Annotated in this window: 12 protein-coding genes; 6 read left to right on the top strand and 6 right to left on the bottom strand. The window is 36.5% G+C overall.

What is annotated here, in order from left to right; translation table 11 throughout:
- Positions 1-22 precede the first annotated feature (22 nt).
- Positions 23-1474, top strand: a complete 1452-nt coding sequence (locus tag BLU80_RS02285; RefSeq protein WP_091392827.1) for a flippase — start codon at positions 23-25, stop codon at positions 1472-1474.
- A gap of 2 nt (positions 1475-1476) precedes the next feature.
- Positions 1477-2442, top strand: a complete 966-nt coding sequence (locus BLU80_RS02280) for a glycosyltransferase family 2 protein (protein ID WP_091392825.1) — start codon at positions 1477-1479, stop codon at positions 2440-2442.
- A gap of 9 nt (positions 2443-2451) precedes the next feature.
- Here BLU80_RS02280 and BLU80_RS02275 read toward each other — a convergent pair whose 3' ends face one another.
- The 3 genes from BLU80_RS02275 to BLU80_RS02265 are packed head-to-tail and all read right to left on the bottom strand — an operon-like array spanning position 2452 to position 9257.
- Positions 2452-2832, bottom strand: coding sequence for an RDD family protein (locus BLU80_RS02275; protein WP_091392823.1), 381 nt, complete (start codon positions 2830-2832; stop codon positions 2452-2454).
- A 56-nt stretch (positions 2833-2888) separates the two neighbouring features.
- Positions 2889-8099, bottom strand: coding sequence for a putative type IX secretion system sortase PorU2 (porU2, locus tag BLU80_RS02270; protein WP_139188063.1), 5211 nt, complete (start codon positions 8097-8099; stop codon positions 2889-2891).
- A gap of 48 nt (positions 8100-8147) precedes the next feature.
- Positions 8148-9257: a putative type IX sorting system protein PorV2 gene (locus tag BLU80_RS02265; RefSeq protein WP_091392818.1), complete on the bottom strand. Its 1110-nt coding sequence runs from the start codon at positions 9255-9257 to the stop codon at positions 8148-8150.
- A 258-nt stretch (positions 9258-9515) separates the two neighbouring features.
- Here BLU80_RS02265 and tyrS point away from each other — a divergent pair, with 258 nt between their 5' ends.
- Complete coding sequence (tyrS, locus tag BLU80_RS02260) at positions 9516-10793, top strand: tyrosine--tRNA ligase (RefSeq protein ID WP_091392816.1); 1278 nt, start codon at positions 9516-9518, stop codon at positions 10791-10793.
- Positions 10794-10866: 73 nt separating this feature from the next.
- Here tyrS and BLU80_RS02255 read toward each other — a convergent pair whose 3' ends face one another.
- A complete protein-coding gene (locus tag BLU80_RS02255) occupies positions 10867-12213 on the bottom strand; it encodes a bifunctional folylpolyglutamate synthase/dihydrofolate synthase (RefSeq protein ID WP_091392814.1) in 1347 nt (448 codons plus the stop codon).
- Positions 12214-12270: 57 nt separating this feature from the next.
- Positions 12271-13146, bottom strand: a complete 876-nt coding sequence (locus BLU80_RS02250; protein ID WP_091392812.1) for a hypothetical protein — start codon at positions 13144-13146, stop codon at positions 12271-12273.
- 525 nt (positions 13147-13671) lie between these two features.
- Here BLU80_RS02250 and BLU80_RS02245 point away from each other — a divergent pair.
- From BLU80_RS02245 to sucC, 3 genes are all read left to right on the top strand, one after another.
- Positions 13672-14901: an NADP-dependent isocitrate dehydrogenase gene (locus tag BLU80_RS02245; protein WP_091392810.1), complete on the top strand. Its 1230-nt coding sequence runs from the start codon at positions 13672-13674 to the stop codon at positions 14899-14901.
- A 98-nt stretch (positions 14902-14999) separates the two neighbouring features.
- On the top strand, positions 15000-15713 hold the full coding sequence (hisA, locus tag BLU80_RS02240; protein ID WP_170831117.1) for a 1-(5-phosphoribosyl)-5-[(5-phosphoribosylamino)methylideneamino]imidazole-4-carboxamide isomerase: 714 nt from the start codon (positions 15000-15002) through the stop codon (positions 15711-15713).
- A gap of 129 nt (positions 15714-15842) precedes the next feature.
- Complete coding sequence (gene sucC / locus BLU80_RS02235; protein WP_091392806.1) at positions 15843-17054, top strand: ADP-forming succinate--CoA ligase subunit beta; 1212 nt, start codon at positions 15843-15845, stop codon at positions 17052-17054.
- A gap of 198 nt (positions 17055-17252) precedes the next feature.
- On the opposite strand, the gene BLU80_RS19665 is transcribed toward sucC, so the two are convergent.
- Positions 17253-17546 (bottom strand): transposase (locus BLU80_RS19665; RefSeq protein ID WP_211481726.1); only part of this gene is annotated, 294 nt, incomplete at its 5' end.

Here is a 17546-nt window from a genome sequence, read left to right as displayed (position 1 = left end):
AAAAATCCAAAGGCGCTTTTGTATGCTTAAAAAAAATATTATATATAATACGATACTACAAATAAGCCAATTAATATTTCCCTTGATAACTTTTCCATATGCGGCTAGAGTCCTCGAGCCAAATGCAATCGGAGCCGTTAACTTTGCAAGCTACTTTACACAATATTTTTTAACCTTTGCCTTTTTAGGAATCCCTGTATATGGAATTAGGGAAATAGCTAAAGTTAGTGATAATCCCATCTTATTAAAAAAAACTTTCTCTGAATTATTTTATTTTAATTGTATTACTACCACAATTGTTAGCGGAATATTTTTAATTATTGTAAGAATTATATCAAGTCTAAATTCTGATTTATTACTATTTTATATTGGATTTGCAATTCTATGGTCTAATTTATTTTTCATAGAATGGTATTACAATGGCATTCAAGAATTTAAATATATTACATTACGATCAGTAATTATAAGAAGTATTTCAGTAATTTTAATATTCACCCTAATTAAATCACCTACTGACAAGGCGACCTATTATTCAATAGAATTATTTGTAATTTCTCTTTCAGCAATAATAAATTTCATGAAAGCGAAACATTTGCTAGTATTTAATCTAAACCAATTAAACATTAGAAAGCATTTAAAGCCTATTGTGACTTTATTCTCCCTGAGTGTAATGATTAGCATCTATGTTTATGCGAATTCGATTATACTTGGATTTTTTAAACCTAAACAAGAAGTGGCATATTATACGGTATCAGAAAAAATTAGTAAGCTTGCCATTGCTTTTATTAAAACAGGAGGGGTTGTTCTTATTCCTGAGCTAAGCAAATTATTTGGAATAAATAATAATCAAAATAGAACTCGTGCTATTGAATTACTAAATAAATCATTTTATTACACAGCTTTTCTTAGTATCCCAATATCCTTTGGTGTTTTTATTTATTCAAGAGAGTTAATAAATTTAATTGCGGGAAAAAATTATTACTCCGCTACAATTTCTTTAATGATCTTATCTCCATTACCAATTCTATTAGGATTAGCATTCGTTTATAGTCGACAAATATTATTCCCTTTAGGAAAGGAGAAACAAATGTTTAAATTATCAATCTGGGGAATGGCTTGTAATTTGATAATCAACTTAATCCTTATTCCAAAATTCGGTTATATAGGAGCAAGCATCTCATATTTATTTACAGAAATATTAATGGTAACATTAGTGTATATTGAAAGTAGAAAATATATCAAGTTAAATATTAAATTAAAAGATCCACTTATCTGCATTATATTAAGTAGTTTATTTATTCCAATTCATTATTTTATTGGACGTTTTAACCCTAATATGACTATAAATTTAATATTGGGAATTATGCTATGCGCCAGTTGTTATATGTTTTTTCAATTAAAGGTTTTTAAGAATCGAATTGCTACTGAAATTTATAATTATATAGTATTTAGAGCAATGAAAATTAAATTATAAAAATGAACCCTGTATTTTCGATATGCGTCACAACTTACAATATGGCAGAATTTCTCGATAGAGCAATTCAAAGCATACTCTCTCAAAATTTTAATTTCAATATAGAAGTATTAATTTGTAATGACTGTTCAACTGATGAAACAATAAAAATATTAGAAAATTATTCAAAATATTCAAATTTTACTATAATAAATAACATAGAAAATCAGGGAGTTCTTAAGAGTCTAAGCCATTTACTAAAAATAGCCCAAGGAGAATATATTGCACTATTAGATGCGGACGATTATTGGAATTCTATCAACCATTTACAACTTCATTACGAAGTTTACAAAACAAATTCAAAAATAGGATTCATATTTGGGAATTATTTGATTGAGGCAGAGGACCAAATTCAAGAACAATATGGTTATCATTCTTCCTTTAAATTCCCAGAAAATAATCAATTCGAATTCTCGCTTTTGTCTTATCCTATCCTCACCTCTACTTCTTCATTCAGAAGAGCACTATTAATGGAGGAAGAAATAGAAGAATATATAAAATACAATTTTCCCACCTCTGATTATGGGATTTATTTAGGCCTCATGTTAAAAACAAAAGGATCATATTTACATCAAACGACAACTACTTACAATTTCAGAAATAATTCTCAAAGTAGAAAGATTGACATCTATGCCCGCATTAATCATTTTATAAAAAGACATACAATAGCAGACTACTTTATCAGTAAACATACAATCCCAGACTCCCTTGCATCAAAAAGAGAATTCCTTTTTAATCAAAAAATCCTTCTTGCAAGTTGGCTAAGTAACAATCCAGAGTTTATAAAGGAAAAATCAAATAAACTATCGATTTTGCAATTCCTTAAATATAATCCAAAGGCCACCTACATATTTATTGCTTCAAAAAACAAACTATTATATAGAATATTTCGGCCATGGGTTCTTCGAAATAGAGCACCTGGGAAGTAAGCTTTAAACTTATGCTTCTACTACATAAGTTCCACTTAAAAAATCATGCAAGGTTCTTCCATCCAAAAAGGGAATAAAAAACATATCAATAACCGTCAATCTCACCAGCGAACGTACCAAAACTTGAAAGAAAGAAGCCTTCTTCCCTTCTTTGTTCACAACCTTACTTATGCTTAACCATTTACCTGGTGTTTTCCGCCAGATGGATTCAAAAATTAAGTAATAAACAAATAGACTTACAAAAAAGAAAGCGTAAGGAGGAAAAGGCGGATAACCCCAATACATAACATGAAAATTATACCATTTTGCAAAGGTAAAACTTATTATAAAAACAAGTAATGTATCAATTAAAAAATTCAATACCCGAGTTCCTGTCCCAACAACTTTCATTGTCTAAAGTTTAAAATTTGCACGAAGATAGCAAACTCAAGCATTTAATTTAAAAGTTATCGCATCAAGTACATTTTGCCGTACCCTTTGTTAAAGTATTTACCTGTGTTAATTTCATTACCATTGGTATCCTTAATGGTAAAATGATCCAGCTTCTTACCATCCTGATTGGTTATCACCCTATAAATATAGACGCCATTCGCCAATTTCTGTCCATAATTATCCGTTCCATCCCATTTATAATCAGTAATATTTCTACCTACATGCAAAGGCCCTAATTCTTCTTTCGTAATTTCCTTGACAATCTTTCCTGTAACGGTTAAAATCTGAATTCTAATATTCTGCGGCACTTGTGAACCTGTTATGGTAAATACAAATGCAGTAGAGGTCGTAAATGGATTCGGATAATTAAACATATCAGAAATCATCGGTTTATTATAAACCTGGAAATTGACACTATAATCAGTAGCCGTTGTTGCATTACCCGTTTTACCCTGACCTTTAATTATAAGTTCATACGTACCATCTTGAGTCAAATAAGGCCTAAAATCAATTAAAGCTTCATTTTTAGTGCTATCGGTAGCCGGACTAAAGGTCAATGTATCAGAATTATATCCAAAATTCTTAATGGAACCATCCGGATATACCAATGAGATTTTAGCTACTGCAGTATCATTAAGTAATAAATATTTAGAATCATCACTGACTCTGATCGCAACCACAGGTTTAGCTGCAACTATATCATTATCAAGGATATGTACCCCATCAAATGTTACATCCAATTGAGTATTATGCTCTTCAGTACGAATGTATATGGATTTGTATAGGAAATTATTATCATGTGTATATTCCAATGGACTTAAAGAAGGATTAATGTCTAAACCTAAAGTTACAGCCCCTCCTAAATTCATTGTTCCTATCGGCATTCGGTCATTCGGATGTGCAGCATTATATTCAGTCGTATCTCCTGGAATAGTAACGTAAACCATCGCAGTATCTCCCACCTGAATTGGTTTCAACATCTGGATGGGAATTGTAAATAATTGATTGTCTTTATCTCTAAGAGTCACATTTGCCTTAATAGAATCACTATAAATCTGATCACTTACATTCTTAAAAGCAATACCAAAAGTCAAATCCTGTCCTAAATCAATAGTATCTTTACTTTCCAAGGCAATATTACCTGCCAAAGCCCCTTCCGACACCGGTGTATATAATATGTGCCAATATCTCAATTGAAAAGGTGTGTAATAAATACTATCTGCATTTCTTAATTTAAGTTGAAGATATGGATAAGTTGAGGCATCTATTGAAGAAATGTCAGAATTTTGTTCATCAGAATTTAAGGTTTTTAATAACATATTTGCACCAGAACTAGTAACTCCCCACACTTCTAAACTGGTGTGATCAGTTTTTATTAGATCCTTACTCAACCCATTCCATTGAATTGATTTCCAATCTTTTGCAGGACCGAATTTTGGAGATGTAATATAACCAATCGAATCTTTTCCTGTCAATGACTCCGTTAATAAAAGTTGTCCATTAACATCTCCTGTCAACGCTTGGATTGGTGTAAATAATTTATTATTTTTTCTAAAAACAAAAATCCCTCCTTGTGGCTGTGTAAATTGATCTAATGAAGTTAATCCCTGTGCCAATAAAGTATTATACAAATTAGCATTTCCCCCGGCGTCATTTTTCCAAGCATCAATTAATGGGACATTATTGAAAGGCTCCTTTACAAAAAGCCTCATCACAACATAAGTCCCATCAGGAATCCAATTAAAAAAATCTACAATCTTCGCCCGATCAGCTTCGGTCTGATAACTAAATTGAAAATTTGATTTATTGGTATTCGGATGTCCTACTGGATCCGTATCATAAGAATAAGCTCCAGTTTTACAAGCCGATGTCGCTCCCATAAATCCACCAATTTCCCCACTCTCTATTACTGAGGGTACATTTTGGTTAATATAAGGTTTAAAACTTAATGGATCAAAGACATTAAACATTAATGAGCTATTAAGTTTTGTACAGTAATAAGAAGATACAGGATCCTTATCCACTATAATTTTAAAATTACTGTATCCTGTGGAAATGCCACTTCCAATTACAGCTTGCCCTATTACAAATTCAACATTTCTATCCGTAAACGCCCATTCTCTATTAAGGCTATCCAACTGAATACTTTCGAGCGTGGATTGTAAGTGTTGGAAATAATGGCTTTGACCTACCCCATCATTTTGCGTACCATCATCTGTAATGTATTGAAATGAACTATAAGCCCATTTATAATCTTCTCCATCTATAATTGCTGGACTAATTCTCCAATAATAAACAACACTATCTTTATAAGTTATACCCGGATCAAAACTAATAGCACCACCGACGGATTTTATAGATTTTGTAACTAAAAAAGGAGAGTTGAATAATTTAGAAGTATCTAATTCCATTATATATGTTGCAGAAGATGCTAATGCATCCGAGGTTGATCCAACTAATGGAGCAGTCGCATTATGAATGATGGAATAATTATATGGATAAACTGGAGTTATCCCATTAGCATAAATATTTACATTTTTACTTACTGAATTATTACTTTCATTAAGTTCATCATATGTATTATCATTATCAATAGTTATAACAAATTGATTATTTCCAACAGATTTATTTGCATCAATCGTTACATCTAAAGAAAGTGAATCAATATAATGAATTGATTTAATTTTTTTATCAAATAAATTTTCTTGAGATCCATCTGGAAATTTATGCACCACCGTAATATTAACAGAATCCCCGATTGCTCTTCCAATATTATACAAATAAGCTTTCAAATTAAACTTCCCTGAAGAAATCGAAACCGAACTTGGCGCAATAACGCCATCGTCTTCAACAGCAAAATCAGGTTTATTAAAATTATATAAGCTGATAGCGGGGTCACCATAATAATTTGTTTGTTCCGCATGCGCATAATTGGTAATTGTATCACTTATTTTTAATCTTTCAGGAGTAATCATTGCTGATTGACATTTTTGCATAACTACAGAAATAGGTTGCCCATAATAATCATGCGCCAAATCTTTATACAAAACCAAATTATAAGTCTGCAGAAAGGAAGTTACCCCCAAATAGGTTTCCGCTACAAAACCAATGCTACCTTTATCAGCACCAAACATATACCTTTCAGTAATATTATTTATGGTAGTCGTACGCCCAGTCATAAAGCTAAAACAATCTCCCACATCACAACCACTTGTAAATATTATTGGAAAACGACCATTGTTTTCAAATGCAGATGGATCACTTAATTCACTATAACCTATTGTAGTACTGGCTCCATGACCAAAATAGCTAATTATGCCAAGCCCCTTTCCTACTAACTGCTTTAATTCCAGTGCTTGACCAGAAGAGACCTGATCGGAAGTAATCTTACTTAAATAATAACTTTGAGCTCCAAATAAACTATCATTTAAAATAGTTTTGTAGTCATTCAAATAACTTGTAAATAAATTATTCTCTGAAGATGTACTTCCACCCGATATAAACACCACATTTTTCTTCCAGGCATTATTTGCAATCGTATGATCAGTACTTTGCTGAGCAGCCTCATACACCTTGACTTTCTCTAGGTAATTTTTAATTTCATCTGGTTTGACTGCAGATAGTCGGCCGATAGGCACAGCAGCCACAGGTTCACTGTTATCGGCTGCCAACATAATATCCGAAGCAGGCCAGCCAAAAGTTGGCACAAGATTCTGGTCCTGATATTCAGAATTTGAAGCGTTTGCCCCTTGCATATTATCAAAGGTCAATCCCCTTCCAATTAAAAAAGCAAATTTAGGCTTAGCAGCAAATGTATTGCGCGCGTATCTTAAAAAATTCTTGATGCTTAGAGGGCTTGAATGTACCCCAAAGGCAAACATATCTTCAAGATCATCAATATTATAAATATGAACATTATACCCCCCTCCTGTTGAAGACTTTCTGTATGCAGCATACTGAGATACATAATCTCCTCTGCCATACAAAGCCTTATTGGATATAATCAGATAATCTCCTTGTTGATCGCTAACTGTAAGATTCGGGAACAACCTGGATGTAATATCTGCCGCACTAATGGAGGTATAACTTGTTGCACTTTGACCAACCAGGGCTAAATGGCTGGAATCCATCGCCGGCAGTACAAATTGATAAGTTGAGCCATTGACAACGCCCTCATATCGTAATCCGTGAGTAATGTCCAGTAATACCGGAGTGCTTCCTCCAGCAGAGAAATTGGTTATATTTAAAAGCCTGGCCTTACTGCTTGCAGATAAATTAAAAGCAAAACTAGAAGCGCCTCCAAAATTAAAAGTCCTGGGATAATATAGAGACACAAAACTGACATTTACCTGATCATTGGCATTAGAACTTCCATTGGTAACAGTCACTGTATAACTAGAGCTAACCTTTGCTCCACCTGCACTGATTACCTTTCCTTCAAAATTTCCCAAGGATTGTGTAACGGTAGCGCCATCGCTCCCCTTAACCGTTATCGTTCGGTTACTCCCCAAGGTGGAGGCTCCAGCCATTCCAGAACTTATAATTCCGGTTCCCCCAGAATAACCATATAAATTAGTAAAACTGGCAGAGGTGCTTTTAGTTCCCTTTATAATAGTACCAAAACATTTTGCTTTATAATCAGACATGTAGACATAATCTGATCCATAGGCAGTTGCCGGTCCACGGTTAAAAGTAGAACCCAGGTCTTTTTGAATCGTATAATAAAAATAAGGTTCAGCAGTTAAGCTACTGCCAAGACCTGCTACATCATTTGTGGCTTTTGTATATCTTAAATTCTGGCTGGAATTTGTATTAATAGTCAAAAAATAGCTGGAACTATCACCTTCAAAACTCTCAGCCTTGTTAAGCTGATCTGAAGCATTTTTAAAGAGGGCTTTATCTACACTGCCATCGTTGTGTTCGCCCCAAAATTCAATATAATCATTTGTCCCCAGCGTTCCTGTATTACTGGTATAAATCGGCACCTGTTCCCCGTTTCTCCATAACTGCAAACTACTTCCCACTGCACTTGCTATCCCCACAGAAGACAGCGTTGTGCCAGATATTCTATATAGTCCATCCGTTGCAATCTTAAATTTATAGTAAGTCTGTCCGTTTACAATCCACTCATTATTATAAGTTTGTGCGGTCACCTTACCAGTCGTAAATAATAAGCCAAGTACTAGCAGTAATAAAGTCCCAATATGTAAATTTCTTTTTGTCATCTTAAAAGAAAATAGAATAAATAAATTGTCTAAAAAGAACCTAATCAATTAATATTTCTTTTTTTCCAGATCAACCCTTAGCGAGAAAATATGGGTATATAAAGGATTGGATTGGTTGGCCAGATTGGTAAAAGCATAGTCTATCACAACATTCCCTAATTTAAAGCCTGCCCCCAAACTTGGTTGAAAAATCCAGACTCTTTTTTGATTGGTTGTATCAGAATCAGCTAAGCCTCTTTGAAAATTTGAGATACCTGCCCTGATAAATACTTTATCCATAATATTACCTTCAATACCTAAATGCGGATCAATGCTTATCGGGTCACTGCTTACCAGCGTATTTCTTTTCCCGTCAAAAGTCACATCCAAATTGGTTTCTGCAAGCAAACTAAACTTCTCATTAAACACAAAATTATAGCCACCACCCAGAATTAACCTTGGCTGAGTAAGCTCTGTGGATTTTGTAGGAATATCATTATTGGTTAGATATAATACTTCCTTTTCTTTATCGGTGAAATTAAAAGACCATGCATTATAGGTAGTTGTGAGATCTCTTGCCACAACGCCGACACGCCAGGTAGGTGTTCTTATCATTAATCCGGCATCGATACCTAATCCCAGTGCATTGGCAAAACTACCAACATGACGATATAAAATCTTTACATTTCCCCCTAAAGAAATTTGCATATCCGGGGTATTCTTAAGTAATTGACCATATGAAAGTAAAAAGCCATAATCAGCAGATGAGAATGCTGAGATATTATTATAATTCAATTGCCCGGTCTGGGGATCCACCAAAAACAGGGTATTGGGAATATCATCTACTCCAAATCTAATGGCAGTAATTCCGATCGTTCTCCGGTCATCGTTTAAGGGAATAGCAGCCGACAAATAGTCATATTTTCCAATTCCCGAAAAATAAGACGCATGCATTGCAGAAATTGTAGGTACTTCCCTAACATAACTTAAACCAGCAGGATTCCAATAGCCCGCTGTAGCATCAATTGCACTACTCACCTGCGCTCCTCCCATTCCCAGCCCTCTGGCACCGGCACCAATATTCATAAATTCATTAGAATAAGCTCGGAACTGGCTGATTGCCAGATTAGATATTGCACAAAACGCTGATAAAAGCAGCACTATTTTGAATCGCTTCATTTGGTATTTTGATATTATAAGCACCTAGAAACACCTTAAAACGGCACTTCTATTCATTTAATATCAATAACGATATCCATTTAAAAATATTGCAAAAAGAAGCTGCCATAACCGGAAAATAATGATTAAAGCAAAAAAACTGAGTTTGAATAATTTTTGTATTATAAAAAAATATAATTTACATCTAGTTTTTAACCGTTTTTTCAATCCGGTTTTATATTATAACAGGGTTCATTTACCTTTGCCAAAATTTTGAAGATGAATTTAATACAAGAACTAAGTTGGAGAGGAATGTTGCAGGACATCATTCCAGGAACAGAGGAGCAATTACTCAAAGAAAAGACCTCTGGTTATATTGGCTTTGACCCAACTGCCGACAGCCTGCATATTGGCAGTCTGGTTCCTATATTATTATTGGTTCATTTACAGAAAGCAGGTCATAAACCGTATGCCTTGGTCGGTGGTGCCACAGGCATGATCGGGGACCCTAGTGGCAAAAGCGCTGAAAGAAATTTACTCAGCGAGGAGCAACTTTCCCAAAACATAGAAGGCATTCAAAAGCAGCTTTCCAAATTCTTGAATTTCAATGCGCAAGAAGAAAATAGTGCCGTTTTAATCAACAACTATGACTGGTTTAAAAACATTTCATTTATAGAATTCCTCAGAGACACCGGAAAACATATTACAGTAAATTATATGATGTCCAAAGAAAGCGTCAAAAAGCGTTTTTCGGGGGACGTGGGCATTTCTTACACTGAATTTGCTTACCAGCTAATGCAGGGATACGATTTTTATCACTTATACCAAACCAATGGTCTGAAGCTCCAAATGGGTGGTAGTGACCAGTGGGGTAATATAACTACCGGTACTGAGCTTATCCGTCGCAAAGCGGGTGGAGAGGCTTTTGCCTTTACCTGTCCGTTAATTAAAAAAGCAGACGGAACGAAATTTGGCAAAACAGAGCAAGGCAATGTCTGGCTGGATCCAGAAAAAACTTCTCCTTACCAGTTCTATCAATTCTGGTTGAACAGCAGTGATGAAGATGTAAAAAACTGGATTAAAATATTTACCTTCCTGACGCCGGATGAAGTGAACGAACTTTTGACTAATCATGACCAGAGACCGGAAGCCAGAATCCTTCAGAAAAAACTGGCGGAAGAAATCACCAGATTTGTTCATGGAGAGGAAGCATTGGCCTCAGCGGTAGAAGTTACTCAAAAGCTGTTCAGCAATCAAAATGCGCCGGCAGAAGAGTTATCTATTGAAGATCTGAAAACGATGGAGGGCGTTCAGAAAATGAGTTTTCCAAAAGCAGAATTTGATACAGAACCGGATGTTGTCACCTTTTTAGCAGCAGCTAATATATTCGAGAGCAAAGGTGCTGCACGCAAAATGGTTCAGGGAGGAGGCGTCAGTATAAACCGTCACAAAATTAATGACATTGCAAGTAAGGTAGACAATAACCAGTTACTTCATGGAAAATACCTATTGGTGCAAAGAGGCAAAAAGAACTATTATTTAGTTGAAATCAGCTAAGATCAACTTTATTAAATATAACTCAAAAAAGGGGCAGCTAAAATAAAGTAGCTGCCCTTTTGAATTTTATTAATCAGGATAATCCCAGCTTGTTTAATGCACCTTTTATTTCAGCCACTAAGAATACACTTCCGCAAATTAAGATGAGATCTCCTTTCTGGTAGGCGGCTATCGCAGCCTTAATCGCCGCAGAAATATCTGCAAAATCCTTTCCCTTAAGGTTAAAGCTTTCCGCCATATTTTTTAATAAGGCTGCATCCAGCGCTCTGGGAATCGGGGCCTGCGTAAAATAATAGTTTGCCGTTTGGGGCAATTCTTTTAAAGAAGCAGAGACATCCTTATCTTTTACGAAACCAGTAATAATATGGAGATTTTTGTATTGCATGTGGCTAAGCTGTTCCTTTATCATTCTGATTCCATCAACATTATGCCCCACATCTGCAATCATCCAGGGATCTGTTAATACCTGATCCCACCTACCTACAAAACCCGTTAATTTCTTTACCTGCTTAAGTCCTTCGTGAACGGCGTCCAATGGTATTGACCAACCTAATCGACGCATTTGATAAATAGTCTCCAGGACTCCCTGCGCATTTTTTAACTGATAATGTCCAGTCAAGTCTAATTGATAATCACAAGATAGATCATCCGGGCCAACTCCCTGGCGAATCGCATTGATACAGAGCGCAGGAAGGTCCTGTTGATCTGCCGTTATATTATAGTTTTCATTTTCCTTTACACACCAAAGATCCTGGGCGAAAAATATTGGGGACTTTAGATTGGCGGCAGTTTTTTCAAAAACAGTTTTGGTTTCCGGAAGATATTCAGAGATTACAACAGGCCTGTTCTTTTTAATGATACCGGCCTTTTCTGTAGCGATTTCGGGCAAAGTGTTTCCCAGAAATTGCATATGGTCAAAGCCGATATTGGTAATCAAAGATAATTCAGGCAATACTACATTCGTGCTATCCAGCCTTCCTCCTAATCCAGTTTCAATGATAGCAATATCTACTTTTTGTTCTACAAAATAGGCGAACGCCATAGCTACTGTAATCTCGAAAAAAGAGGGTTGAATTTCGTCTAATTCCGGCTTAATCCTTTCCACAAAACGAACGACAAACTCTTCCGTACACAGCATCCCGTTGACTCTGATCCTTTCTCTAAAATCATATAAATGAGGAGAAGTATAAAGACCGGTCTTATATCCTGCTTTTTGAAAAACAGCTGCCAGCATATGACTGGAGGAACCTTTACCATTGGTTCCGGCAATATGTATGGATTTAAATTTTGTCTGAGGAGCTTCCAAGGCCGCACAAAGGGCCAGAGTATTACTTAAATCTTTTTTAAACGCAGATGCTCCATCCCTGCTAAACATGGGCAATTGCTGGAATAAAAAATCAATCGTTTCTTTATAATCCATGGAATGAATAAATAATTACGCGCAAGTTAGCACACATTCATTGACCATAGACGGATATTATCCATTTAATTTAAAATTAAATACGATGGTTCCTGTTTGTGCATCAACAGTCCCCTGGTTGAATTTCAATTCTTTAGCTTTTCTTATAGCTATACTCAAAATAGTTGAATTCGTAGTTGTTGTCCCTCTTGGATTAACACTGGCACTGGTTACACTACCATTTTTATTGACAACAATATCAACCGCAACTTTCGCATTTTCATTAAATTTACCCGTAAAGCTCCTGTCCCCTACAAATCTCCTGTTCGATAAACCGCTGCGGATGCTAATACCACTTGTTCCTGTACCGCCATTTCCATTATAATTATCTGAGGCAGGATTGCCATTTATTTTGCCCTGGTCGCCATTGCCTCCGGCTATACCTTGATTTCTTTTTCCATTATAGCTATCCGCATTATTTCCCCCTGTACCTTTATTAGTACCTCCATTATAAACGGCTTTAGGACTGGGCGGAGCCGGCGTCTTATTAATAACTTTCTTTTCAGTGGTCTTTTTGACCGATTTTTCAACAGCCTTTGGTTCAGGCTTTTTCACCTCTTTTGGCTTCGGAGAAGTCTTAACAACAGGAACATCCTCTTTGCTATCGGCTACTTCTTTATATTCCTGAGGCTGTGTTTCAGTAGCCACCATTGGTGGTGGATTATCCGTGGGAGTCTGATCATCAGAAGTTGGTTCACCAGGCAACTGAGGAGCAATATCCCCCATCCCCTGATCAGAATTACCCAAATTAACCTCTATGCCATTGTCCACCACTTCCGGCGGAGGCGTCGGGAGTGTCCAACTGGCAAAAATAAGTGCCACAGCCAAAGCTCCACAGGTTAATATGGTATATCCTAATGCTTTTAGATTTTTCTGTTTTTCCTGACTTTCCAAGATTAATAAGATTTATATGCAACAAATTTATTAAAAATAATGGTTTTAAACGGCCCAATGGCTAAATCCTTTTGACTTTAAGAAGTTCTTTAGGTTAAAATTGAAAAATGAATAAAAAACTTTTTTAGTAAAGGATTTGAATATGACTACATTTAATTAAATCCCTTGAAACATTATTTCGTTTTTTAACGCTAAAACAATTTGATTAACAGTATAATATAAAATATATATTTACATATGCATACATCAAAATTTAAGGCTGATCTATCCTGGGGACTGGCTACTATCATTTCCTGAAAGGCTTTTTCTTTTAAAGAACTTTCAAGGGGATATAATTAATGCATATTATCCAACCAAATCGTTAAAACAAACAATCATTAGCCTACAATGATTATAATACATTAAAAATCAGCTCACAAAACAATTTTTTATATAAGTCAAAAATTACATTTCCCTTGAAGGTTTTTAACTACATTCCCTTATTTTTGTACACATTATTGTAAAATTTAAAATAGTTGTTGACTAATGGCTGAAAAAATCAAAGTGGCCAATCCAGTGGTGGAATTGGATGGCGATGAAATGACACGAATAATTTGGAAATTTATCAAAGACAAATTGATTCTCCCTTATCTGGATATAGATATTAAATATTATGATCTCGGCGTTGAACACCGTGATGCAACCGATGACCAAGTTACCGTAGATGCAGCCAACGCCATCAAACAATATGGTGTAGGTATCAAATGCGCAACCATCACACCAGATGAAGCACGTGTTGAAGAATTTGGTCTGAAGAAAATGTGGCGGTCTCCTAATGGTACCATCAGAAATATTCTAGACGGTACTGTATTTCGCGAACCAATCGTTTGTCAAAATGTACCAAGATTAGTTCCAAACTGGACAGCTCCTATTTGTATTGGCCGTCACGCATTTGGAGATCAGTACCGTGCTACTGATTTTGTAACCAAAGGCAAAGGAAAACTGACCGTTAAATTTGAAGGAGAAGATGGAACCGTTCAGGAATATGAAGTGCACAATTTCAATGGCGATGGCGTAGCCATGGCTATGTATAATACGGATGAAAGTATTCGCGGATTTGCTCATGCTTGTTTCAATCAGGCATTAGCTAAAGGCTGGCCTTTGTATCTTTCTACTAAAAACACCATCCTCAAAAAATACGATGGCCGTTTTAAAGATATTTTTGAAGAAATCTACCAAAATGAATTCAAAGCCAAGTTTGAAGCAGCGGGCATTACTTATGAACATCGTCTGATTGATGACATGGTGGCCTCTGCCTTAAAATGGAATGGCAATTTCGTATGGGCCTGTAAAAACTATGACGGGGACGTACAAAGCGATACAGTAGCACAAGGGTTCGGCAGCTTAGGTCTGATGACTTCTACCCTGGTAACCCCGGATGGTAAAGTCATGGAAGCAGAAGCAGCCCATGGTACTGTTACCCGTCACTACCGTGAACATCAGAAAGGTAACAAAACCTCTACTAATCCTATTGCCTCTATTTTTGCATGGACCAGAGGTCTGGCATTCCGTGGGAAGTTGGATGACAATCAGCCATTGGTTGACTTCGCTAATACCCTGGAAAAAGTTTGTGTGGAAACCGTTGAAAGCGGCAAAATGACAAAAGACCTGGCGATTTGCGTGCATGGCAATAAAGTAAAAGCAGGTGTTGATTATCTGACAACTGAAGAATTCCTGGACGCATTAGACCAGAATCTGCAGGCTAAAATCGGGTAAGATCCACTATGCCTTAAGAAAAGAATAAACTGAATGCGCAACATCTATTTTTTGTTGCGCATTCTTTTTAATAGAACATTAAACGCTTACAACAAATTATGCAAATTATACCAGCCATCGATCTTATAGACGGCAAATGTGTCCGGTTAACCCAGGGTGATTATAGCCAGAAAACCATTTATAATGAGAATCCCGTTGAAGTTGCCAAATCCTTTGAGGCCGCAGGTCTTACAAGGCTTCATCTGGTGGATCTGGATGGAGCCAAAGCAGGCAAGGTAACCAATTGGAAAGTACTGGAAAATATCGCTTCATCCACTGAACTGATTATTGATTTCGGGGGCGGCATTAAAACAGAAAAAGATGTAGAGATTGTTTTAGGTTCCGGGGCTAAATTTGCTACCATTGGCTCGATTGCCGTTAAAAATGAAACCTTATTTACGGACTGGATTCAAAAGTATGGCCCCAGCCAGTTTTTGTTAGGAGCAGATGTCAAAAACACCTTGATTACCATTGGCGGCTGGTTAGAAACCACCAATCTCTCCGTTTTTGATTTTATTGATAAATATCAAAAAATAGGGATCCAAAACGTATTTTGTACAGATGTATCCAAAGACGGGCTTCTTCAGGGACCGTCCCTGCCCTTATATACAGAGATTATCCATAAATTTCCCGAACTGTATTTTATAGCCAGTGGTGGAGTCAGTTCACTGGAAGACCTTATTCAGCTCAAAGCAATTGGCTGTAGTGCTGCCATTGTAGGGAAAGCTATTTATGAAGGCAAGGTCACCTTAAAAGAATTAAGTCAGTTTTAATTTTCAGAATTTTTCAGTTAAGTTTCAGGGAGATAAAAGTTAAATCCTCATATAAACAAAGAAATCCACCTTTGCACATTGACCGAGTTGACTTATCTTCGTGCAACTAAAAATCTTAAATTTAGTCTTATGAATTTGCATGAATACCAGGCAAAAGAGCTATTAAAAAAATACAATGTTCCTGTACAGGAAGGTATTTCCGCTGACTCCGTAATGGCAGCCGAAGAAGCCTATCGCCAGATAAAATCAGAAACCAACAGTAAGTTCGCCGTCATTAAGGCACAAATCCATGCAGGCGGACGTGGAAAGGGATTGATTCAGGGAACAGAACAACATGGTGTTCAAGTAGTTAAAAGTGCAGAAGAGGCAGCAGCCGTTGCGCGCAATATTCTGGGCGGTGTTCTGGTAACTAAGCAAACTGGAGCTGAAGGGAAAAAAGTCAATAAAATCTTTGTTGCAAAAGATGCCTATTACGAAGGAGAACATCCCGTAGCAGAATTCTACCTATCTATCCTTTTGGACAGATCAAAAGGTCAGAATGTAATTATGTACAGCACGGAAGGTGGTATGGATATCGAAGAAGTTGCAGAAAAAACACCTGAGAAAATCTTCAAAGAATGGGTTTACCCAGGTGGTGGATTAATGCCTTATCAGGCCAGAGAAATTGCTTTCAACTTAGGGTTATCCGGTACAGCTTTTAAGAACTGCGTGAAATTTGTCACCAATTTATATAATGCTTATATTGGGACTGACGCTTCCATGCTGGAAATCAACCCACTGTTTAAGACTTCCGATGACAAAATCATCGCAGTTGACTGTAAGCTCAATATTGATGAGAATGCGCTGATGCGCCATCCGGATATTGAAGCGTTAAGGGATGTCACTGAAGAAGATCCGACAGAAGTTGAAGCCGGTCAATATAACCTGAACTTCGTAAAACTGGACGGCAACGTTGGTTGTATGGTAAATGGAGCAGGTCTTGCAATGGCTACTATGGATATGATTAAATTAAGCGGTGGTGATCCTGCCAACTTCCTGGATGTTGGTGGTACCGCCAATGCAGAAACAGTTGAGGCCGGTTTCCGCATTATCTTAAAGGACCCCAACGTTAAAGCCATCCTGATTAATATCTTTGGCGGTATCGTTCGTTGCGACAGAGTTGCGGCCGGTGTTATTGAAGCTTTCAATAAATTAGGCAATATTGAAATCCCGATTATTGTAAGGCTGCAAGGGACCAACGCAGAAGAAGCCAAAAAGCTCATTGATGAGAGTGGCCTTAAAGTACAGTCTGCCATCTTACTGAGTGAAGCAGCTGACCTGGTTAAAAAAGCAGTAGCATAAGCTAATAAACAATCTTTTATAAAAAAACCGTAGGCAGGATCCTTAGGATTCCTTCTACGGTTTTTTTGTATTCACTTCTTTTAAAGCAGAACTAGTTGGTCAGAAAAAGTTGGCAAAATTGGCCAAAACGCCTTATTGAGCAAAGTCTGAATGGAGTTTATTGCAAGAAATAATTAGAGTCTGCTCAATAACTCACCGCTAGGTGGTCATTAACACATTATAATAATTTTTAATTCTGAAATTTCCGGCTAGCCTGACTACATGATAGGCTAGCCAATTTTGTATCCTTAATAGTAGGGATACAGGTGCCTGCCTGGTCATCCGGACCAGGTTTAGCACCAGGGCTATAGTAGATATCCATGAAGTACTTGTATTGGCCAGCTTGGCTTTTATATTGTCCATGCCATATCTGGTCTTTGCTTGGCCAAATTTTCCCTCTATTGGATTTCTTTCGCCCGGTCTTATGTGATTTTTCACTGCCGTTGCGGATGG

It is taken from the genome of Arachidicoccus rhizosphaerae (assembly GCF_900107765.1).
In the GTDB taxonomy this organism is placed as follows: domain Bacteria; phylum Bacteroidota; class Bacteroidia; order Chitinophagales; family Chitinophagaceae; genus Arachidicoccus; species Arachidicoccus rhizosphaerae.
Note: the sequence above shows the minus strand (reverse complement) of the source record. Positions and strands in the feature narration are given on the sequence as shown.